Annotated in this window: 19 protein-coding genes; 10 read left to right on the forward strand and 9 right to left on the reverse strand. The window is 45.8% G+C overall.

Going from position 1 to position 20,402, the window contains the following annotated elements; all coding sequences use genetic code 11:
- The first annotated feature begins 158 nt into the window (after window positions 1-158).
- Both QUB04_RS23725 and QUB04_RS23730 read left to right on the forward strand, forming a co-directional pair.
- Complete coding sequence (locus tag QUB04_RS23725) at window positions 159-1,367, forward strand: NupC/NupG family nucleoside CNT transporter (RefSeq protein ID WP_333288120.1); 1,209 nt, start codon at window positions 159-161, stop codon at window positions 1,365-1,367.
- A 221-nt stretch (window positions 1,368-1,588) separates the two neighbouring features.
- Complete coding sequence (locus tag QUB04_RS23730; protein WP_333288122.1) at window positions 1,589-2,176, forward strand: acireductone dioxygenase; 588 nt, start codon at window positions 1,589-1,591, stop codon at window positions 2,174-2,176.
- A gap of 219 nt (window positions 2,177-2,395) precedes the next feature.
- Here QUB04_RS23730 and QUB04_RS23735 read toward each other — a convergent pair whose 3' ends face one another.
- The 4 genes from QUB04_RS23735 to QUB04_RS23750 all read right to left on the reverse strand — a co-directional run bounded on the left by QUB04_RS23735 (window position 2,396) and on the right by QUB04_RS23750 (window position 5,614).
- On the reverse strand, window positions 2,396-3,205 hold the full coding sequence (locus QUB04_RS23735; protein WP_333288124.1) for a hypothetical protein: 810 nt from the start codon (window positions 3,203-3,205) through the stop codon (window positions 2,396-2,398).
- A 409-nt stretch (window positions 3,206-3,614) separates the two neighbouring features.
- A complete protein-coding gene (locus QUB04_RS23740; protein ID WP_333288126.1) occupies window positions 3,615-4,088 on the reverse strand; it encodes a DUF732 domain-containing protein in 474 nt (157 codons plus the stop codon).
- A gap of 194 nt (window positions 4,089-4,282) precedes the next feature.
- Window positions 4,283-4,897 (reverse strand): cupin domain-containing protein, encoded by a 615-nt coding sequence (locus QUB04_RS23745; RefSeq protein ID WP_333288128.1) that lies wholly within the window; start codon window positions 4,895-4,897, stop codon window positions 4,283-4,285.
- 150 nt (window positions 4,898-5,047) lie between these two features.
- Window positions 5,048-5,614 (reverse strand): sigma-70 family RNA polymerase sigma factor, encoded by a 567-nt coding sequence (locus tag QUB04_RS23750; RefSeq protein ID WP_333288130.1) that lies wholly within the window; start codon window positions 5,612-5,614, stop codon window positions 5,048-5,050.
- 777 nt (window positions 5,615-6,391) lie between these two features.
- Between QUB04_RS23750 and QUB04_RS23755 the strand changes: the two genes are divergently transcribed.
- The 3 genes from QUB04_RS23755 (at window position 6,392) to QUB04_RS23765 (ending at window position 10,885) form a co-directional block, all read left to right on the forward strand.
- Window positions 6,392-7,606, forward strand: a complete 1,215-nt coding sequence (locus QUB04_RS23755; protein ID WP_333288132.1) for a DUF4331 domain-containing protein — start codon at window positions 6,392-6,394, stop codon at window positions 7,604-7,606.
- Between the two features lie 116 nt (window positions 7,607-7,722).
- Entirely contained in the window at window positions 7,723-9,123 is a 1,401-nt protein-coding gene (locus QUB04_RS23760; protein ID WP_333288134.1) for a tetratricopeptide repeat protein, read from the forward strand.
- A 259-nt stretch (window positions 9,124-9,382) separates the two neighbouring features.
- Entirely contained in the window at window positions 9,383-10,885 is a 1,503-nt protein-coding gene (locus tag QUB04_RS23765) for a HoxN/HupN/NixA family nickel/cobalt transporter (RefSeq protein ID WP_333288137.1), read from the forward strand.
- Window positions 10,886-11,005: 120 nt separating this feature from the next.
- On the opposite strand, the gene QUB04_RS23770 is transcribed toward QUB04_RS23765, so the two are convergent.
- Both QUB04_RS23770 and QUB04_RS23775 read right to left on the reverse strand, forming a co-directional pair.
- On the reverse strand, window positions 11,006-11,446 hold the full coding sequence (locus QUB04_RS23770) for a DUF6918 family protein (protein WP_333141058.1): 441 nt from the start codon (window positions 11,444-11,446) through the stop codon (window positions 11,006-11,008).
- A 374-nt stretch (window positions 11,447-11,820) separates the two neighbouring features.
- Window positions 11,821-12,003: a hypothetical protein gene (locus tag QUB04_RS23775; RefSeq protein ID WP_333288138.1), complete on the reverse strand. Its 183-nt coding sequence runs from the start codon at window positions 12,001-12,003 to the stop codon at window positions 11,821-11,823.
- Between the two features lie 370 nt (window positions 12,004-12,373).
- Here QUB04_RS23775 and QUB04_RS23780 point away from each other — a divergent pair, with 370 nt between their 5' ends.
- From QUB04_RS23780 to QUB04_RS23790, 3 genes are all read left to right on the forward strand, one after another.
- On the forward strand, window positions 12,374-14,083 hold the full coding sequence (locus QUB04_RS23780; RefSeq protein ID WP_333288140.1) for a Ycf66 family protein: 1,710 nt from the start codon (window positions 12,374-12,376) through the stop codon (window positions 14,081-14,083).
- Window positions 14,084-14,283: 200 nt separating this feature from the next.
- The gene (gene cobQ, locus QUB04_RS23785; RefSeq protein WP_333288142.1) at window positions 14,284-15,750 is read left to right on the forward strand and encodes a cobyric acid synthase CobQ; all 1,467 of its coding nucleotides are present in this window, start codon (window positions 14,284-14,286) and stop codon (window positions 15,748-15,750) included.
- A 110-nt stretch (window positions 15,751-15,860) separates the two neighbouring features.
- Window positions 15,861-16,097 (forward strand): 2Fe-2S iron-sulfur cluster binding domain-containing protein, encoded by a 237-nt coding sequence (locus QUB04_RS23790; RefSeq protein WP_333098507.1) that lies wholly within the window; start codon window positions 15,861-15,863, stop codon window positions 16,095-16,097.
- A gap of 193 nt (window positions 16,098-16,290) precedes the next feature.
- On the opposite strand, the gene QUB04_RS23795 is transcribed toward QUB04_RS23790, so the two are convergent.
- The gene (locus tag QUB04_RS23795; RefSeq protein WP_333288144.1) at window positions 16,291-17,625 is read right to left on the reverse strand and encodes a hypothetical protein; all 1,335 of its coding nucleotides are present in this window, start codon (window positions 17,623-17,625) and stop codon (window positions 16,291-16,293) included.
- 96 nt (window positions 17,626-17,721) lie between these two features.
- Between QUB04_RS23795 and QUB04_RS23800 the strand changes: the two genes are divergently transcribed.
- Window positions 17,722-18,510, forward strand: a complete 789-nt coding sequence (locus tag QUB04_RS23800) for an SDR family oxidoreductase (RefSeq protein ID WP_333288146.1) — start codon at window positions 17,722-17,724, stop codon at window positions 18,508-18,510.
- Between the two features lie 90 nt (window positions 18,511-18,600).
- Here QUB04_RS23800 and QUB04_RS23805 read toward each other — a convergent pair whose 3' ends face one another.
- Together QUB04_RS23805 and QUB04_RS23810 are read right to left on the reverse strand one after the other, a co-directional pair.
- Window positions 18,601-19,026 carry a transcriptional regulator gene (locus QUB04_RS23805; protein ID WP_333288148.1) on the reverse strand — a complete coding sequence of 142 codons (426 nt, stop codon included), beginning with the start codon at window positions 19,024-19,026 and terminating at the stop codon, window positions 18,601-18,603.
- A complete protein-coding gene (locus QUB04_RS23810; protein WP_333288150.1) occupies window positions 18,989-19,288 on the reverse strand; it encodes a type II toxin-antitoxin system HigB family toxin in 300 nt (99 codons plus the stop codon). Before QUB04_RS23810 ends, QUB04_RS23805 begins: the two co-directional genes overlap by 38 nt.
- 506 nt (window positions 19,289-19,794) lie before the next feature.
- On the opposite strand from QUB04_RS23810, the gene QUB04_RS23815 reads away from it, so the two are divergent.
- A partial coding sequence (locus QUB04_RS23815; RefSeq protein ID WP_333288153.1) for a tetratricopeptide repeat protein occupies window positions 19,795-20,402 on the forward strand: 608 nt, incomplete at its 3' end.

Genomic DNA, 20,402 nt, shown 5'->3' on the forward strand with positions numbered 1-20,402 from the left:
CTGCATCGTGTATTATACGCCCTCCGGGGCTGTGCTGCCCGCGCCGCGAACTCATGGCGACCTCTGGAAACGAGATAAAGTACGATCGGACTGTTAATCTGGATTACCAGAGCCTGGTAACGATAAATGCTTGCTGCACATTCTCTAAAAATTGCTAAATGGAACGACTTATTTCTGTATTCGGGTTAGCTGTTTTTGTCGGTTTGTCCTACGTCTTTTCAGTCGATCGGCGCGCTGTCAAATGGCCGCCCGTATTGTGGGGAATTGCTTTACAGCTAATTTTTGCTATTTTGATTCTCAAAACTGCTCCTGGTTTGGCTGTCTTTAAATTTTTGGGAGATATGGTGACGCAGTTTCTCAATTTTTCTGATGCCGGGGCAAAGTTTATCTTTGGAGACAATTTTGCCGAACACTTTATCGCTTTTAAAGTGCTGCCGACTATCATTTTTTTCTCTTCGTTTATCACCATACTTTATCACTACGGCATTTTACAGCGAGTTGTGCAAGCAGTGGCATGGTTGATGATTAAAACCATGAAAACTTCGGGCGCAGAAACGCTTTCTTGTGCTGCGAATATCTTTATCGGGCAAACGGAAGCTCCATTGTTAATTAAACCTTATTTGGCGGCGATGACGCTCTCGGAACTTCATGCTGTCATGACGGGAGGATTTGCCACAATTGCTGGCGGAGTCATGGCAGCTTATATTTCTTTTGGAGTACCGGCTCAACATTTAATTGCGGCGTCGGTGATGTCTGCACCAGCAGCTTTGGCTATTTCTAAATTGCTGTACCCAGAAACTGAAAAGTCGCTGACTGCTGGGGAGGTGGAGGTGAAGGTGGAGCAGGTTTATGCTAATGCGGTGGATGCGGCGGCTTCGGGTGCTAGCGACGGGTTGAAGTTGGCGGCGAATGTGGCCGCTATGCTGATTGCTTTTTTGGGTTTGTTGGCTTTTTTAAATGCGCTTTTGGGGTGGTTTGGAGGGCTAATTAGTTTGCCTCAGTTGTCGCTAGAATTAATTTTTGCTTATTTGATGGCTCCGGTTGCTTGGCTGATGGGGGTGCCTTGGGCTGATTGTGCAGAGGTGGGGATTGTTTTGGGAAAAAAAACGATTTTGAATGAGTTTATTGCTTATTTAGATTTGATGGAATTGGTGAAACAACAGGCGATTTCTGAACGATCGCAAATTATCTCGACTTATGCTTTGTGCGGGTTTTCTAACATTGGTTCGATCGGGATTCAGATTGGGGGAATTGGCGCGATGGCTCCGCAGCGGCAAGGCGATTTGGCGAGGTTGGGCGTGAGGGCGATGATTGCTGGCTCTGTGGCTTGTTTTATGACTGCTTGTATCGCGGGGATGCTGATTTGAAAGTTGTGAGTTTTTAGTTAAGCTGTGCGGTGCTTATGGTGCACCTTACATTAACTCCAGTAAATCTTATTAAATAAAAGTTAAAAAACCCCCAAAATTATTTTATGGGTGGTATTACTTTGATGATTGGCGAGGCAGGACATGGAATTTTAGCGATCGGCTATTATTGAAAATAAGCAGAAGTTTAGTTTTTGACGAAAGCTTAAAACAGCAGCTTAAAAATGGAAACTAAATTTCCCTCAAAGCTCAACACATTAGGTGGTAATATGGCTGTTCTGCAACTAGAAGACGGTAGAACATATACGGATATCCGGGCGATCGCGAGTCAACTGGCAGTTTTAAATATTGAGATCGATTCCCTGCCCGCAAACGAAAATCCGGCGTTTCAAGAACTGCTAGTTCAAGACATTCTCAATGTAACAGAAAAACAGCAGATTCTCGCAGCATATAATAGCGAGTTTGAACAGTTTAAGCGCGCCAGCGGATATCGGTGGTGCGACTTAAAAGTGCTGCATCCAGGTTCGCAGCAGATTTACGCGCTGATGACTCAAAGCGATCGCACTCATACCCACACAGATGCAGAAGTTCTTCACATTTTAGCTGGGGAATGCGTTTTTGGGTTTGTGTATTCTAACGGCTCTCAGGTACAATTAATGCTGCAAGCTGAAGAATACATTAAAGTGCCCGCTAATACCGAACATTGGTTTTATCTCACTCCGTCGCTGTACTTGAAAGCCTTGCAGTATTACACCAGTGCTCAAGGCTGGGTTCCTAAGTATACCAACAGGAAACTAAAAATTAAAAACTAAATGTAGGGTGCGCTTCGGCGCACCTTCCTCTATCAAAATAGGCGATTGAAATGGCGACACTACAAACAAAGTCTCTCTATAAAAGACGAGGATTAAATGCTCTCTATAGCGGTTCTCAAAAAAGTGAGGTATGCCCACGGAGGCCTATGCCCTATGCCCACGGAGGCATAGGCCCACGGAGGCCTATGCCCATGAGTACCTCATCTTTCGCTCGAAAGGCTATACTTCATTAGGTGCGGCAATTTCAATTTCTTCGCAACGCTGCAAAAGCGCTTCTATTTCCTGAGCTAAAAAAATTACTTCCGGCCAAGAAGAACCGTTGATTAAATCTTGAGCGTGAGCTAATTTGTTTCTCAATGCTTCTGCTGACTTTAAAAAACGCTCCCCGTAGCGTTTGGATTTGAGCCCCAGCCGATCGACTATTTCAGCAGAAGTCAGGATTAAATCTCGCTTGTCGCAGAATTGCAGGTAATCGATTAAGTCAATTGCTTCATTTCTGGATCGCCCCAATTCCCAAAGGTGTTTTGCTGCTAAAATGCGATCGCCCTTAAGGAATTTCTGCCAAGAATCTTGGGGAAAGTAAATCCGCACGATCCGCAATAAATTCATTTCCAGAAGCGTCACCAATCCAAACAGCAGCATCCGCACTGGTGCTTTTTGCAAATCGCCGCAGGTAACAATCCCGTTGATCCTGTTGCTTTCCAATACAAATAATCTCGGTTTTTCTCGAAGCAGCGGCAGCAATTCCATCAAAGGAGTGGCAGCGGCAATTAATTGTGAGGGGTGAAAAATTTGCTGGTAGTCGCTGCACTTACCTGTCTTTAAGTGCGATCGTTCTACATAGCCGCAAACCGTGCCGTTTTCTTCAATACCGAGCACGTCAAAATCGCGGGCCTCCATCCACGATCGCAATTTGGCGGCATCTTCGCAAGCGGGGACAGCTTTCAGCGGTTCCGCGAGGTATTTCACTGTAATGCTGTCTTTGAATAAATCCCGCAAGTCGGCGGAACTTGATTTTAAATGTTTCATCTCATGTCCGGTAATTTCATGAATCGTTGCGCGACAAAATGACAATTAATATTGTAACTGCCAGTAAAGACGCCGTATTACCGTGGGAGAATCTCAGTTTTGGAAAAATGGTTTTTTAGAAGTGCGATCGTCCCCCTTGCACTCCTGTCAAATCAAAACTGAGATGCTGCCTTACCCAAGGCGAACTTAACGTTAAACCCATAGTCCGGCTCTTGTTGAAACCCCTGCCTCAAAGCTAAATTCCTCGCTATGAGGACTAATGAGTTCTTCAGTCCTCTTTGAGAGGACTTTCGCTATGAGACAGGGAATTCATTCCCTGGCGGAATGCCGGGTGAACGGGAGGAATGGCGGACTAAATGCTTAAGTTGACACTAATATGCATTACCGTGTCTCTACAGATTTCATGATATTACTTACTGGCTAATTCCGGGCAATAATGATTGGCGGCAAGGGTGGTAATAATATCCGTATCGGCGAGAAAACTTTCTTTGGCAGTTGGATTTTCGATACTGACAGCTTGCCCGATCGCCCTTAATTTAACTTCCGGCAGAGAAACTCCCGATTTTGCTTCCGCACACATTCTTTTAGCTGCCGCAATTTTTTGACCAGGGGCCCTTTGGATTGCTTGCAGTAAATTATCCGTTGCTTCGGGAGAGTAGCTTTTTGCTAAGCGTTTGTAGTCTTCGAGAAATTTCCCATCGTTTCCTGTCAGCTTAATGTCGGATTCTTGGGGCGAACACAACAAATTTAAGTTAATTACTTCTCCCACTGCATTGACAAGAAAACATCCTTCGCGTTCTTGGGCGATCGCGCTTTGGTTGCTGGGTACAAATTGTATAATAAGGGCGGACAAAACAGCAGTTATATGCGAGTATTTTAGCATTGTAATTACGTGATATAGTTGGCATTTCTAACCGCCGACTGCGGAGCAATGCGGGTGTTTTTGAGTGAGATCGTGTCCGGTAAATTAACCGAAATAATTGTAGGGGCGGGTTTCACCAACCATCTATACTTATAACTAAAAATCTACATAAACCCGCCCTCCAAGCTGTCGGCAATTAAACAAAAATAATATTATCAGACGAACATTTCGTTGTCTAGGGAAGTTTTCATTAACAGCAAACATCCCCCTTGGGTGAGGGGCGAATGTGTGGAACCGGGAACCGATCGAATGTAGTCGCCTTGATGGCAAATTTCCCCTTCTACAATTAAGTCTCCTTCTAATACAAGCACTTCCTCCGAGGCAGCGTGTCGGTGCAGGGGAAATGTTACTCCAGGTTCTAGGCGCATCAAGCAGGTAATTTCGCGCTTTTTTTTGTCCATGTAAAGCTTGCCGAACGAGACTCCCGGAACTCCATAAGATTTCCATTTGACATCGTGCGATCGCACTATTAAAGATGGAGTATTGTTCTCGGTTGGGGAAGTAACAATTGGCTTTATATTGGCTGATTCTGCCGGGATTGGCGGCAGTTCGGCTATACGCTGGAACAGGCGGTTTTTGAGGTCGGGGGCGACAGGAACTGGGGGGGCTGTGTAGGCGATCGCGGCAATTGTGGATTCCAAAGCAGCTAATTCACTTGTAAGTTCTGGGGACTCTTTCAATTTCTCTGCAAATGCGCCACGTTCTGACTCGTCGAGGGTATCGAGAGCTTGAAGGGCTGCAAGGATATTAAACTCCTCGTCTGGCATCATTTCCATCTGTTTTCCGCCATTAATTGTAATTCAGCCTAGGTTGATTTTAAACTTGAAATTGGTCTGCAGCCCTCGCACTCAAGATGGATGATTGGAGATGCCACAATTTTAGATTAATGTTAAACAACTTAAATTTTGTTTTTTGACTATCTAAAATTCTTCGCTCAAAGCTTGACGCAATTTGGAAAGACCCAACCGAATTCGGGTTTTGATTGTACCTGTCGGGATACCAGTTTTAGCTGCGATCGCCGCGCAAGTCAGCCCTTGGTAGTAAGCGAGTTCGATCGCCTGTTGCTGTTCCTTTGGCAGTTTTTCTAAGGCTGCTTTGACTTGTTCCCTGCGTTCTTTAAACATTGCATCTTCCATCGGTTCTGCAACGCTAGAGATGGGTACTTTAGCCTCTTCCAGACAAGCTTCAGCAGCCCGGACTGTTCGCTGCACAGCTCGCAGCCGATCGAGGGAACGACTGCGGGTAAGCATGAACAACCAGGTATCTGCTCGACTGCGAGAAGGATCGTAAGTTGCTGCTTTTTGCCAAATTTGGGAAAAAACATCGAGTACCACTTCTTCCGCTTCTTCTACCGAACCCAGGATTTTGTAAGCGAGAGCGTAACTTGGGCGACCGTAGCGATCGTAAAGTTTAGCTAATGCCGTTTGGTCTTTCTGGGCAATCTGCACTAAAAGCAGCGATTCATCGCCTGACTTCTGGCCTGTCATCTCAGTGTACCTAAAATTTTTGTTTTGACTGCACAGATCCAAAATTAAAAATTCGGCGTATATCACTACAGAACATAATTTTAAGTTTGAAGTTGGGGTACAAACTGGAGTATGCCTTTTTAGGCTAATTTTGTCGTGCTTTGAATTCTATAAATCCCAAGTCATCTGGAATTTTACCACCTAATTAGTGATTTTTTTGAGACTTAGCAATCCGCTTTATGCAGAACAAAAAAATCCCTGAGCGTGAAGAGTCAAAACCGCGCCCTTCACTCGTTCCCAAGCTTTGTTCGATCGCTCCCAATAAGAGCCTGGAAACCCCTCTAAGCGAGGCTCTGGCTCCGCTCTATCGAGGGAAGCCGTGTCTGGGAGCAGGCATTCCCAAGGATAGTCCGGGAACGAGTAAATCCTCAATTACCCACTTTTTTACATAAATTAGTCTGGCAGCACAGATCCAAAATTGCCAAACCTTCGTATACCACCAATAGGAGAAGGCTCAGCAACAGCGCCAAAGCCCGACAGGTTGACAGATTTCAACCTGTTGCTACAAAAGTAAAACCCGCTAATACCAATTTAATGTGAAGTTTCACATATCTCGATCCCCCTAAATCCCCCTGATTGTTGGGGAGTAGGGGTTGACTTTGAGAAGAATCTTGTCCCCCCCTTATTAAGGGGGGTTAGGGGGGATCAGATTCTACGGGGCCTCATAAAAAATTGGTATAAGGCCGGTTATTTACCATTGATTTGTGCAAAAATTACATTGAAATAAAGGTGCTAACTGTGAAGCTCACAAAAAAAATTCGCCGAACCATACTAGCTATTGAAGTAGCTCTAATTGCTCTATTAACTCCAGGGATAATTGTCGCTTCTGACCACGACGACGGCGAAGTAGATATCAAAGGTCGCGCGGTCAATTTAACTGACCTATATGTATATCGCGAAAAAGACCAAAACTCCGGTGCTGCGGACGGAGATTTAGTATTTACGATGAATTCAAATCCCCGGTCTGTAGCTCGCTATCAATATTATTTCAGCACTACAGCCCTCTACCAATTTCACATCACCCAGGTAGGTGACGTGAATTCTACACCTACTGGACGTTCGGATATTATCTTGCGGTTTGCCTTCAGTCCGCCTAACAATAGAGGTATGCAAGCGGTAGCTGTAACTGTTGTTCGCGGTGGCTCGGAGACTGTTGCTAAGACTACAGTTAACGGCGGGCTAATTGCCACAACTCCGCTGAATTCTAATGCTGTTTTGAATACAGTACCTGTGGGCGGTTCTAACTTGACTGTATTTGCGGGTTTACGCGAAGACCCGTTTTTCTTTGATGTGGAACAATTTTTCCGAGTTCGCGCCGCAGCTTTGGGAACAGGGCCGCGCACTGCTTTTAAAGAACCGAGTCAAGCGATCGACTTTACTAAAGGTTACAACGTCAATACAATTGCTGTCCGCGTTCCGAAAGCGTTTTTGCAAGCAGGAACAGGGGCAAATACTTTTGATGTTTGGTCAACAGTTTCGATCCGGGATGGAGCTGGCGGTTTTAAACAATTCGAGCGTTTGGCAAGACCTGCAATTAATGAGGGTTTGATAGTTACTCCTGCTTATCTGGAAGCATTCAATAATATTCCTCCGAGATCGGATTTGAGCGCTGCTGCTGCTCCGGTGCGGCAGGAAGCTGTTGCTACTCTAAATGCTGTCGATCTTTTGGACGGTCGGGATAATGTCGATCCAAATGCGATCGCCGGAGCTTTCTTACCCGATGTCATGCGGATCGATACCACAAAAACCAGCGGCTACGCTAGCGCTACAAATTCTCAAGGAAGTTTGATCGGAGGTCGTATGCTGATGGACGACGTTATTGATATCACTCTGGGAGCTTTGGTGGGCTCTCCGGTTGGCGATAACGTTTCATATAACGGAACTCCGGGAAATCCGGCTCAGGGACACAAACCTGTAGAAGCGAATTTTCCTTATGTGCCTTCGCCTAATTAGTCATTAGTCATTAGTCATTAGTCATTAGTCATTAGCCATTAGTTATTGATTATTGGCTAATGACATATCGAAAATACTTTTTTTAACCGCAGATGAACGCTGATTAACGCGGATGTATGAAAACTAAAATTAAACCGGAAATAAAATCGGATATTTTCTCGTGGTGGCTGCTGGGAGTGGTTCCTTTAGTTGGGATGGTAGTAGTGAATTTACCTCCTAACTTGCGTTTTATTTCAGCAACTTTTTCTAACAAAAGCCCCGAAAATCTCGATAGTAATTACCGCTATCATTTTTCGGAAAGTTTGAGAAATAATCCCAATCAAAAGGAAGCAATTCAGCAAGAGATTGCTTTTTACCAGCAGCGGTTGGCCGTTGATTCCCGCAGCGGTTTGAACCGGGCGTCACTGGCGGGATCTTATTTAAAAATGGCTCGCGCTACTGGGGAGGGAGGTTGGTTTTTATTGGCAGAACAAGCGGCTCAAAGGTCGATCGCCGATTTGCCTTTTGACAACCAAGGTGCGCTGTTAGTTTTAGCTCGAATTGCCGAGGCGAGACACGATTTTGTTACTGCTTTGCGCTTTGCTAAACAGGCGGGTTCTGACAATGAAGATGCGATCGCCCTTTTAGTTACATCTCACTTAGCGATGGGTAAAGTGAGCGAGGCCAATGCAGCCGCAGAAGCCTTAGTTAACCGGATTCCTAACTTGGGTTCTCTCACTTTGAGAGCTTTAGTGAGAGAGTCTCAGGGCCGAGATGCTGAGGTTTTGCAGGATTACCGCCAAGCAATGGCGGCGGAGGAACCGGGAGAGGTTGCTGGTTCGGCGCGGGCCCGATCGCTCTTGGGTCGATTTTACGCGCGTCGCGGGCAGTTTGTGCAGGCGAAAGCGCTGTTTTTGGAGGCGCTGCGGTTGGTGCCGCGATACCCGCTGGCGCTGATTTATTTGGCGGATTTGGAGACGCGCCAGGGCAATTATCGGGAAGCGGAAGGCTATTACAGGAAGGTTTCGGCCTATTCTGGCGGGGTTGCGACTGTGTTCGATCGCATTGTCGATCGCGGTATGGCGAGGGTGAAGGATTTGCAGGGAGATGCGATCGAATCCCGGCGACTTCGCGACAAAGCAGAAGCAGGGCTGCGACAGGAACAGGTTTCTGGCGGTTTTGGCCACCGCAGGGATTTAGCAAGTTTGCTGCTGGAAAAAGGTCGATCGCAGGATGTCGCGGAAGCGCTGGCGTTAATGCAGGAGGAGGTGAAAATTCGGCGGGATGCTGTCACGTTGGATACTTTAGCCTGGGCGTTTTCGGCCTCTGGTGAATGGCAAAAGGCCGATCGAGTGATGGCCGAAATAGTGCGATCGGGGATTCGGGATGCGGGGATGTTTTACCGGGCTGGTGCGATCGCCCGGACTTTAGGTAAGGATGCTGAATCTCGCGCTTATTTTCAAAAGTCCAAGGAAATTGACCCGACTTTTGACGATCGATCTCGCCAAGCATTCGGTTTGGGAAGTTATGAATTTTGAGATTAGCTAATAGCAGCCATTCGGCCAAGTTCGCCATTCCGTCAATCCGCCAGGGGTTTCAACCCCTGCCTAAAAGCTTAAGTCCTCTTGCATAGGACTGAAAGATTTCACTAAAAACTAGAAAATCTTTTAGTCGGTTTCAACCGACTTTCGCTATGAGACAGGGGTTTCAACCCCTGGCGGACTGTGAGACTCACGAAAAGATCGATCGCCGAAAAAATTACAAACAACCCAACAAAATACCGACAAAAATGTATTTATGCAGTACAAACTGAACCGAGTTTTAAAATTATTTATCCTATTTTCCCTGACACTTTCCTTGTTACTAACAACCTCAACCCGACCAGTTTACTCACACTGGTCAGACTTATCCGTAGCAGAAATAGTAGTCAACGATTTGCAAACCGAAATAACATTAACTTTCCCAACCGGCTTAACAAACTTCGCCGACGACAATCGAGACAGCCAGCTACAACCTGCTGAAGTTCGCAACCACCAAACACAGCTAGAAAAGTTTTTTAGCCAACAAATCCGCCTCACCAACAGTAGCAACATTCAAGGCTCCGTAGCAGTAAACCCGCTAGAAATAGCAGCTAAAAGCACCAGTGTTATCCAGCAGCCCAATACCCACAGCACCTTAATTTTAGACTACACCTGGCCCGCACCTTCTCAAGATAAAAGCCCCGGTTTACCTGACTCAATTTCCATCTCCAAACCAGAGAAATTGCGGATTAATTACAATCTGTTTTTGCCCGGAGTTCCGACAGCTAGCTGTCAAGCTACGATTGTGCAAGCCGGTGCTGTAAAAAGCTTTGTGTTTACGCCGCAAAACCGGGACTTTTTGTTAGCAGGAAAGGAATCTATCTGGGATTCAGGTTGGAGTTTGCTGCTAGCAGTAGCGGGAGCATTTGCTTGGGGGTGCGTGCACGCGATGTCGCCCGGACACGGAAAAACCATAGTCGGCGCTTATTTAGTTGGTTCGCGGGCTACTCCGCTACACGCTTTATTTCTAGCAGCGACGACTACAATTACTCACACTGCAGGCGTGTTTGCTGTGGGCGGAATTACTTTGTTTGCTTCTAACTTAATTGACCCAGAAAAATTAGATCCTTGGCTGAGTTTAATCTCTGGTTTATTAGTAGCCTTCATCGGGTTTAACTTACTCTTATCAAAAATCAAGACTAGGTTGGTAGTGAGGACTGAAGTTCTCAAAAAAATCCAAACTCAAATTTTTAATAAAAACTGGTTTTTAAGGAGTAAAGTCCTTACTGCGGAATGTGAAGAACCAGTAAATCTTTTGACTAGAGGAAGTTGGGAGCGAGAATTTAAGCCTGTAAAACCCGATATATCTCACCACTACCACCATCACGGAGACGGGCGCCTTCACTCGCATTTGCCGCCCGGTACTGACGGTTCTCCCATTACTTGGAAAAGCTTATTAGCATTGGGGATTTCCGGCGGTTTGTTGCCTTGTCCTTCCGCTTTGGTGATGCTGTTGAGTGCGTCGGCTTTGGGCAATATTGGTTTGGGAATGACGTTAGTGGTAGCGTTTAGTTTGGGATTGGCTTTAGTGCTGAGTGCGATCGGATTAATCTTAGTTTATGCCAAACGGAATTTTGATAAACTGCCCAAACAGATAACAGCAGTCAAATTTCTGCCTGCGATTAGCGCTATGTTTGTAATGTTTTTGGGGTTGGGAATTACCGGACAGGCGATGTTGAAAATATTGGCTGCAAATCAGTGGGTAATTGGCAATGGATAACTCTAAAATCAGGACTCTCCCTCCTAAGTACAAACTTACGAATAAGTCTTCTTTAAGATACCCGACTTATTTAATAAGTCGGGTATCTGGGTATTCTGTTTTTTAGCCGTTGCTCAGTTATCAGGCCGCACTATTATATTTATTAATAATTTCGGCTAAATCCGGTACTCCCTTTTCCACGTAAGTCTTAGCTGAGGGGCGGAGTTTGGCATAAGCGCCTCTAACAACCGCTCTTGTGCTGTTCTCGGCTTTTTTGTCGCTGATCTGGAGCAATTCGTCTGCTACTTCAGCTTTTCTTTGGGCTAGATATTCGACTGGGTTGCCATTGTTTACTGCTTCAGCCCACATCGGATCGAGTGCGATCGAGATTTCTGGCAGAAGTTGATCGACGACTTGGGCGCAATAGTCAGCCCGTATCCCCTTGACAGTAGAGTAGGCAGCTTTAAGAGCCATACCACCCAATCCCGGCGCTGCTGCAACTTGTTTGTCTATCAGCTTTACACAGTCATCAACAAAACTTTCTCTGTTGTTTTCATTCAATAGAATATCGCTAAGTCCCATTTTCGCTTTCCTTGATTTAATAGTCAATGTGCTTATTAGCTTGGAGAGCCATCAGGGGATTATATATCTATTTTGATCCTTTAGTCAGGATTACACAAGTTTTTTAAGGTTTGAAAGTCTTTACTTGACAAGCTGATGTTGAGATTTGTCTAGTAGTATGTTATAAAAATTAAGGTTCAATCTGCTAGTCATTATTGACCTAGGGTTTGTAGTAAGGGCTTTAGTCCTTATTAGGTGAGATTAATGAGGACTAAAGCCCTGACTACAAACTGATGAGTTGTGAACAGCCACATAGAAAAGAGGACAGCTCGAAAAAAACATTAGAAAGGCTCTGCCTAAGTCCGATCGCACTTGCACGTATCTTGCAGGTATCATTACGATTGGACGTTCGGCTTGACGCCTGCAGGTACTGAAACGAGGGGAAGTTTCACGGTTTGAGCCGGACGATCGCTCGATCGCACTACCAAATTTTTCGGTAATTTCGCGGAAGTGCTTAGTCCGGGAAATATGTGAAGGGATAAGGTTAAGCCGGCGGCTAATAATAGTTTCTCCAACATGGCATTGTCTCCCATACCTATGCCCTAGGGCATAATTCCTCTTACACCTACAACATATAAACATCCTCAGTCGCTTGGTGCGATCGCACGGGCATAGTCTAAGTGACATCTATCACCACGGAGAAGGGGGTGATGGGGATAGGGGGTGTGGGCCTAGGGGGTGATGGCATTAGGGAGGTGGGGGAGAGTGGGAAATCTTGACTCGCACTTCTGGCGTCAACATCCGTTGAACGTGTTAAATTCCTTACACGGCGCATTGCCAAACTTCCCTACAAATCAAGAATTGTCCTAGAGAAAGAAGCCGTTGAGTCTCTCTCAAAGGTAGAATTAGCGCGTAGAAGTTATTTGACACAGCGGAGGTACCGACAAGATGCTTGCATACATTCTGGCGTTGGCGGTCGGTCTAGGCAGCTTCAGTATTTACATGGCGGCCTTCTTTTTTCCAGAAGTGCACCGCAAAAGTGATTTTACCTGGAGCGGGGTAGGGCTTTTTTATGCGTTAATTTTATGGGCTTGTGCGGGACGAATTACTGGTGCTCTCCTGCTTGGTCAAATGGCGGGCGTGGCGATGTTGGGCTGGTTTGCCTGGGAAACTCTGACTTTGCGCCGGCAGGTGACGCCCGTTGCTGAGCAAACGCCGATTCCTCAGTCGGCGAATTTGGCTGCAGGAGGCGTGCCGTTTGCTGGCTTGTTTGCCAAGAAAAAAGAACCCGCAGCGGCGAAAAAACCTAAGTTTGTTCGATCGCCCAAACCGAAAACTGATGTGGTTCCAGCACCCACTCTGGATAAGGGCGAGGTAAAGCTAGAGGAACAGCCGGCGATTACCCCCATAGCTGAAAGTATTGCTGAAAGTGCGATCGACGAGGCAACTGCAGAAAGTGCGATCGCCCCTGACTTGAAAATTCCCGACTCGAAAACACCTGCAATTGCAGAAATACCAGTGTTTTCAGTCGAAACTCCTGCTGCTGAGACTTCACAACCTCCAGCAGAATTAGCCAGCAACTTCACTCCTCTACCTCTACCTCTAGAAATTTCAGAAATAGCCGTTGCACCAAGTGTGGAGCCAGTAGAGGCTCAGCCAGAGCCTCAACAGCAGCCAGAAGTCGATGATTTTGACGAGGAAACAGAATGGAGGACAGCCGTTAAAGAGTCGCAGGCGGCAGCGGCAGCGGCGGCGGCCCCAACGGCGGCCCCAACTCCTCCTACTCCTCCTAAACCAGCTAAAAAAGCCGGCGGTTTCGGTAGTCTGTTTGACAATATCAAAAATAGTCTCGGCGGTATGTTAGGACTCGGTGCGGGTAAAAACAAGTCTGATGCAACTCCCCAGACGCCAAAACCTTCAGCGACTCCAGAATCGATCGCACCTGAATCTAAAATAACGCCAACTCCTGCACCGGGTATCGACCAAATTCTCGAATCCGAATTAGCCCAGGCGGCTGCGGAAGTGGCAGCCGAAAGCAGCAACACTCCTGTGGAAACAAGCCTGGGAGTGCCTTTTCCCACCAATGTTGAAGCAATGGCCGCGTTGATGGCCACAGAAACCGCGAGTTCTGACAAAATAGGGGAAACTCCGATCGAAGATCGATCGTCCGCCCAAATCCAGACACCGCTGGCTGCTATTGGTGAACCGGAAGCAGCAGCAGGCGTACCAGAAGCAGAAGCCCCTGCTTTATCTGTGGAAACCCAGACACCGCTGGCTGCAGTTGGTGAACCGGAAGCAGCAGGCGTACCGGAAGCAGAAGCCCCTGCTGTATCTCTGGAAATGACAGTGGTGGAAATGGCAGAGCCTGTAGAGATAGAAGTACCGGGAGAACCTGGGTTGAGCGTGCAGGTGGAAACGGTTTCAGTATCAGTGATCTCGATCGAATCCACAGATAAAACACCATCTTCTGAGGGAGAACAACCGGAATTGATTCGCCCGAATCCCCCCCCTTCCACAGATAAAACACCATCTTCTGAGGGAGAACAACCGGAATTGATTCGCCCGAATCCCCCCCCTTCGGAGCTAGTAGAAGCTGCTCGTGTGGCCGATGAATCCAAGTCTGAGAATGTATCCGGCGAAGATAAGCCGTCATCTTAAGGCAGAAAGCAAAAGGTAGAAACCAGAATTTTTTTTGATTCTGCCTTCTGCCTTCTTACTTCTTACTTCTTACTTTTTACTTCTTACTTCTTACTTCTTACTTCTTACTTCTTCCCTCTTCCCTCTTCCCTCTTCCCTCTTCCTTCTTCCTTCTTCCTTCTTCCTTCTTCCCTCTTCCCTCTTCCTTCTCCATTAATATTATGAAAGCAATTATGGTCGTGGGAACAACATCTCACGCAGGGAAATCTTTACTCGTAGCAGCTTTGTGTCGAATCTTTAAACGGCGAGGCTGGCGGGTAACTCCGTTTAAAGGTCAGAATATGGCACTGAATTCCTATGTCACAGCGGCCGGCGGAGAGATTGGTTACGCTCAAGCAGTGCAAGCTTGGGCTGCGGGCGTCGCACCTTGGGTAGAAATGAATCCGATTTTGCTCAAGCCACAAGGAGACATGACTTCTCAATTGATTGTCAAGGGCCGGGCGATCGCAAATGTGCGAGCATCTCAATATTACGAGCAGTATTTCGATATCGGCTGGCAAGCTATTCGGGAATCTTTAGAATTTCTCAAGCAAGAATTTGACATGATTGTGTGTGAGGGAGCCGGCAGCCCTGCTGAGATTAATCTCAAACACCGCGATTTAACAAATATGCGGGTAGCTAAATATTTAAAAGCTCGAACTTTGCTAGTAGTTGACATCGATCGCGGCGGTGCTTTTGCTCACATTATCGGTACTTTGGAATTGCTCGATCCAGACGAACGAGCTTTAATTAAAGGATTCATTATTAATAAGTTCCGAGGGCAAAAATCGATATTAGATCCGGGCCTGACTTGGCTAGAAGAAAGGACGGGAATCCCGGTAGTTGGCGTGATTCCTTGGATAGACGAAGTGTTTCCCTCAGAAGATTCTCTCGATTTGCTCGATCGGCGTTCTCCCAATTCTCAAACCGACATAAATATTTCGGTCATCCGCCTGCCTCGAATTTCCAATTTTACCGACTTTGACCCCCTGGAGTCGGAAACTACCGTCACAGTCAAATATGTCAGCCCAAAAGACCATTTAGGCCATCCAGACGCCGTGATTTTACCAGGATCTAAAACTACAATTTCCGATTTGCAGGTGCTGCGCCAAACAGGTATGGCAAAAGCTATTCAAAATTATTTAGTAGCTGGCGGTACAGTCATGGGAGTTTGCGGCGGCTTTCAGATGCTGGGACAAAGTATCACGGATAAAGAAGGGGTTGAGGGAGAAAAGGGAGAATTTCCAGGATTGGGATTGCTGCCTTTGAAAACTGCGATGGCACCGAACAAAATTGCCCGCCAACGAATCGTAACATCTAACTATCCTCAACCGGGTTTGCCAGTTTCCGGTTACGAAATTCATCAAGGAAAAACGCAAATCCTAGAGTCAGATTTGACTCAACCGCTATTTGACGATGCTAGTTTAGGCATTGTCAATACTTCTCAATCAATTTGGGGTACATACCTGCACGGCATCTTTGATAACGGAGCTTGGCGGCGAGCTTGGTTAAATCACTTGCGGCAGCAGCGGGGACTCCGCGCATTGCCTACAGGTATTCCTAATTACCGAGAACACCGAGAAACTCTGTTAGACTCTCTAGCAGATACAGTGGAAAAGCATTTAGATATAAAGCATATTTTAGGTTAATTAGTTAACTGTTGACAGTTGACAGTTGACAGTTGACAGTTGACAGTTGACAGTTGACAGTTGACAGTTGACTATTAACTATTGTTTGTTAGAGTGGAGGTTCAAATTCAATGACAAAAGTTTGTTTTTTACCTGATAACGTGACAGTTGAAGCTGAACCAGGAGAGCTTTTGCTAGATGTAGCTAAACGTGCAGGGGTTTCTATTCCTACTGGCTGTCTCATGGGTTCTTGTCACGCTTGCGAAGTAGAAATTGATGGCGGAGATACGATTTGTGCTTGTATTTCCGGCATCCCTTACGGGAAAAAGCAAGTGACAATTAATCTGTATGTTGACCCGACTTGGTAATTTGTCAGTTGGCAGTTGGCAGTTGGCAGTTGGTTGTTGGCAGTTGGCAGTTGGCAGTAGTCATTAGTCATTAGTCATTAGTCATTAGTCATTAGTCATTAGTCATTAGTCAACAGTCATTAGTCAACAGTCAACAGTCAACAGTCAACAGTTAACTGTCAACTGTCAACAGTCAACAGTCAACTGTCAACAGCTAATTTTTTTGCCATTCTTGCTGTTTCTTGCGAGCAGATTGCAGCCATTTTTGGGATTCGGGATAAACTGTTGTCCCGGGTTTCACGGATTCTAATTGATTGATAATTTGTTGCAACTGGCTAAGGGAGTAACCGGGATTTTGAGAATTCACATTATTTTGCAAGTTTGCCAACAAGCTTTTAGCTTCTTGCAAGGCTTTTGCAGAATCTTTTTCTGCTTCCAGTCTAATCTGGGTAATTCCTAAATCTTTTTGATATTGAGCGAGTTTGGTTTGAGCGTCGAGATACCCAGGGTTATCGACAGAAATCAATTTCAGTCTGTTAATAGCTTCTTGCCACAATTGTGCTATTTGCTCCCACTGTGCGGCGGGATGCGGTGGTTTTTTGGCGGCGACGGCGGCGGAGAGAGCAAATTCTTTGGCAGCTTCAATTAAGTTGTCAGCCTGCACAGAACCGGTGGCTACACCGCCCATTGCTTGAAAGTCTCTTTCTGCTGCTTTGAGTGTTTTCTTAGCCGTTTCTCCCGCGAGGGTTTCGGCGGGAATTTGATTGAGTTGGTCGATCGCACTTTGCCAATTTACCGTTGCTTTTTGTCTATCCGCAGCGGTTTTGGCTTGCTGATACTGCTGTTTCGCCGCGTTGAGAGTTTGTTCGACTTGATTTAACTGAGTAAAAGCATTTTTTTGCTGGAAAATCTGAGCCTCCATCCGCCCGACATTTTTGCGGGCGGCTTGAAATTCATCGAGTGTAAACTGCCAACTGCAGCTAAAAAAAGAGCAGTACCTCTTTGGGTAATAGCCGAGGAACCACACGGGCAAGGCGTCGAGGTGTTTTTGCGCTTGTTTTGCTTTAATTTCGCCCAAGTCAAAATCAGCGACAGCCGTGGCTTTATTCACGAGTTGATCGGATTGTTCCACAAGGGCGATCGCCTGCCGGTAATTGTGATCCATACTCATAAAACTCGGCAGCAACAATATCGGCATTGTTTTGGCGACGGGCCAGCGAATCATGGGAAAAGGTAGGTTAATGAGCCAAATTATCCCCGCAGCACTTCCCAGCAAACTCCCAGCAAAGATGATTTTACCGAACAATCCGGGCGGGCGGTTGGCTTTGACGGCAGCTTTGAGAGCTTGTTCGCTGAAGTTGGGAAATTGGTCTTTGAAGGTATCGCGGATTTCTTCTATTGACGCAAAAGTGCCGTTTTGCGATCGTAACTTCTCCAACCGCTTGATTACCATCCGTCGGTAGACATCACCGGCTAGACTATCAGCCGCCGCGCACTTGTCAACTTCGGCCCGCAAAATTTCAAAAGCTCGATCGGTAAGACGCGCCATAAAACTCACCTATTCCCTTTTAATTATTTTACAGGTTCCAGTCAAAATAATTGTTAAAATATATAAAGTTTATATCAAATAATCAGAATTAAATTCATGCCCACTGCTTTAATCACCGGTGCTTCTGGCGGAATTGGTGCAGCCTTTGCCGCCGAATTAGCCAAACGCCAGCACAATCTAATCTTGGTAGCTCGTTCCGAAGACAAATTGCAACAGCTAGCTGCTCAACTGCAACAGGAATTCAATATTTTGGTCGAAATTATCGTTCAAGATTTGACCGCACCAGGAGCCACAAATGCTGTATTTGACGCGGTTGTTAAAAAAGGTTGGACGGTTGATTTGTTGGTGAATAATGCGGGTTTTGGCGATTACGGTGCTTTTGCCGATCGCCCGCTTGCGAAACAACTAACAATGGTGCAACTAAATATTGTAGCATTAGTTGAACTGTCGCACTTATTTTTGCAGGGAATGCGGCAGCGAAAATCAGGAAGTATTATCAATGTTGCCTCCATCGCAGCTTTTCAACCGATGCCGTACTTGTCAATGTATGCAGCGACTAAAGCTTTTGTTTTAAGTTTCAGTGAGGCGCTTTGGGCGGAAAACAAAGATTTAGGAATTGGCGTTTTGTGCCTTTGTCCAGGGCCGACAGAATCGGACTTTTTCGCAGTAGCTGAATTCCCGAAAGCTATGGCATCCAGCAGCGGGCAAAAACTCGTTCCTGCAGCGGAAGTAGTGCGAGATGCTTTGAAAGCTTTAGACAAAAATGAGTCTAATGTTGTGACAGGGGGAATTCCCAATCAAATCATCGCCAATATGCCTCGATTGATGCCGCGAGAACTTTTGGTGAAGTCGGTAGAAAAGGTGTTTCGGGCGAAAGACGAATAATCGCGATCGTTGTTAGATACCAGACTTGGGGGAGAAGTCGGGTATCTCGCGTGCACCAGCATTCGGAAATCTCCCTCGATACACGATCGGCTATTTAAACAGAAACAAACCTGGATTGACGTGAAAAAACTTTCCCAAAGCTTCAGCTTGTTTTTTAGTAATTTCTAGCTGACCGTTAATGAGTTGAGTTACCATCTCAATTGTACCAATAATTTCTATTAAATCTGCTGGCTCTAAACTCCTAGCTTCCATCAAATGAATAAGTCTTGACTGGGGAGTTGAAGCATTTAGTTGATAGTGATTTTCTTCAAAATCCTCAATTAGTTTGACTAAGAGTTCTAGCAGAGTATCTTCTTCGGGAGTTAGATTTTCCCGAGAGAGCAAGCTTTCAACGATTTCTAAGAATATCTCGTTTTCATCTTCATTTTTGATGATGCGCGGTTGATATTGAGATAGCAAGCTGCTGTATTTGTCCGAGTCAAAAGTAAGGGTCATTTTTCCAGTTGTCTTTGTCATATTCTGCATGAGTCAAAATGTACTTAATATAAACAATTTGCTTTTGATAGTTAAGACTTACGATTAAGCGATATTTATTTCCTTTGATGTTAAAAATTGTAAAATTTCCAACTGCTTCAGCTTGAGGATAAATAGTTTGAACTTCAATAAGTTTAGTCCAGTTGGCTTGACTAGCAATTTTGTACCAATCATCGAGAGCCTCGCAGGAATCAGCATGACTTTGGCAGTAGTCTCTTAATTTTTTGCGACTGATAACGTGCATTTAGCGATCGTTCAGATGTTTTCCAGATATCTAATTTTATCAAATTTAAGGTCGATCGCCCCTAACCCAAATTTTACCAAAAGGTCGATCGCACCTTCGGGCTACCAAAATCCCCGACGCTACCCCACAAGTCCGCCGGGGGTTGAAACCCCCGTCTCATAGCGAAAGTCCTCTAAAAGAGGACTCAAAAGCAAATTAAATAAACAATCAAGTATTTTTCACCATAATCGAGTATTTTTCACCATTCTTCAGTCGGTTTCAACCGACTTTAGCTATGAGACAGGGGTTTCAACCCCTGGCGGACTCGCGGACAAACAAACGGCCCCCTGGACAAACAAACGACCTCCCGGACAAACCATCCGGCCGACGAATAAAGGATAAATCCCGGTGGTGTTGCACATATTGTCGCCCAAATGCGAGAACCCTTACAAAAAACGGGGCCCCTAACAGATGTGTTTAACCGATCATAAATTAATGGATCGCACAATCCAAAATCCTAAATCGCCATGAGTTCAGAACGCGAACAAGCCTATCTCAACCTGATAAATCAACTGCTAACCTGTCCCAGCGGCGAAGAAGCGGAGATATTAGAGACTCACCCGGAATTGCTGGATAATGGCTTGGTGGCGGTAATGCTAGAAGAGGCCGAGCGTCTTAGAGAATTTGGCGAACTAAATAATGCTAATTGGTTGATGGATTGTGCCGGGATACTGCTTGGGATGAATGACAATACCTCAGTGGCAGTCACCCGAAAAGCGGAAGCAGACAGACTGTTAGAACAAGGAATACAGCAGCATAAAATAAGTCAAGTTCGAGAAGCTTTGCAGTATTGGAAACAGGCATTAACTATCTATCGGGAAATCGGAGATCGCCAAGGAGAAGCTAATTCCCTCGGCAGTTTGGGCCTTGCTTACCAATCCCTAGGGCAATTCCACAGGGCGATCGCATTTCACGAACAGTCTTTAGAGATTAAACGGGAAATCGGAGATCGCCAAGGAGAAGCTAATTCCCTCGGCAATTTGGGTATTGCTTACCGTTCCCTAGGGCAATTCCACAGGGCGATCGCATTTCACGAACAGTCTTTAGAGATTAAACGGGAAATCGGAGATCGCCA

The sequence above is a fragment of the Microcoleus sp. D2_18a_B4 genome (assembly GCF_036702475.1).
Taxonomy (GTDB): Bacteria; Cyanobacteriota; Cyanobacteriia; order Cyanobacteriales; family Microcoleaceae; genus Microcoleus.

Coding starts and splice junctions, on each gene's coding strand:
- QUB04_RS23810 (WP_333288150.1), bottom strand. CDS start 19,288: ATGCACGTTATCAGTCGCAAAAAATTAAGAGACTACTGCCAAAGTCAT.
- QUB04_RS23760 (WP_333288134.1), top strand. CDS start 7,723: ATGAAAACTAAAATTAAACCGGAAATAAAATCGGATATTTTCTCGTGG.
- QUB04_RS23795 (WP_333288144.1), bottom strand. CDS start 17,625: ATGGCGCGTCTTACCGATCGAGCTTTTGAAATTTTGCGGGCCGAAGTT.
- QUB04_RS23770 (WP_333141058.1), bottom strand. CDS start 11,446: ATGGGACTTAGCGATATTCTATTGAATGAAAACAACAGAGAAAGTTTT.
- QUB04_RS23780 (WP_333288140.1), top strand. CDS start 12,374: ATGCTTGCATACATTCTGGCGTTGGCGGTCGGTCTAGGCAGCTTCAGT.
- QUB04_RS23725 (WP_333288120.1), top strand. CDS start 159: ATGGAACGACTTATTTCTGTATTCGGGTTAGCTGTTTTTGTCGGTTTG.
- QUB04_RS23745 (WP_333288128.1), bottom strand. CDS start 4,897: ATGATGCCAGACGAGGAGTTTAATATCCTTGCAGCCCTTCAAGCTCTC.
- QUB04_RS23775 (WP_333288138.1), bottom strand. CDS start 12,003: ATGTTGGAGAAACTATTATTAGCCGCCGGCTTAACCTTATCCCTTCAC.
- QUB04_RS23800 (WP_333288146.1), top strand. CDS start 17,722: ATGCCCACTGCTTTAATCACCGGTGCTTCTGGCGGAATTGGTGCAGCC.
- QUB04_RS23790 (WP_333098507.1), top strand. CDS start 15,861: ATGACAAAAGTTTGTTTTTTACCTGATAACGTGACAGTTGAAGCTGAA.
- QUB04_RS23740 (WP_333288126.1), bottom strand. CDS start 4,088: ATGCTAAAATACTCGCATATAACTGCTGTTTTGTCCGCCCTTATTATA.
- QUB04_RS23750 (WP_333288130.1), bottom strand. CDS start 5,614: ATGACAGGCCAGAAGTCAGGCGATGAATCGCTGCTTTTAGTGCAGATT.
- cobQ (WP_333288142.1), top strand. CDS start 14,284: ATGAAAGCAATTATGGTCGTGGGAACAACATCTCACGCAGGGAAATCT.
- QUB04_RS23730 (WP_333288122.1), top strand. CDS start 1,589: ATGGAAACTAAATTTCCCTCAAAGCTCAACACATTAGGTGGTAATATG.
- QUB04_RS23805 (WP_333288148.1), bottom strand. CDS start 19,026: ATGACAAAGACAACTGGAAAAATGACCCTTACTTTTGACTCGGACAAA.
- QUB04_RS23765 (WP_333288137.1), top strand. CDS start 9,383: ATGCAGTACAAACTGAACCGAGTTTTAAAATTATTTATCCTATTTTCC.
- QUB04_RS23735 (WP_333288124.1), bottom strand. CDS start 3,205: ATGAAACATTTAAAATCAAGTTCCGCCGACTTGCGGGATTTATTCAAA.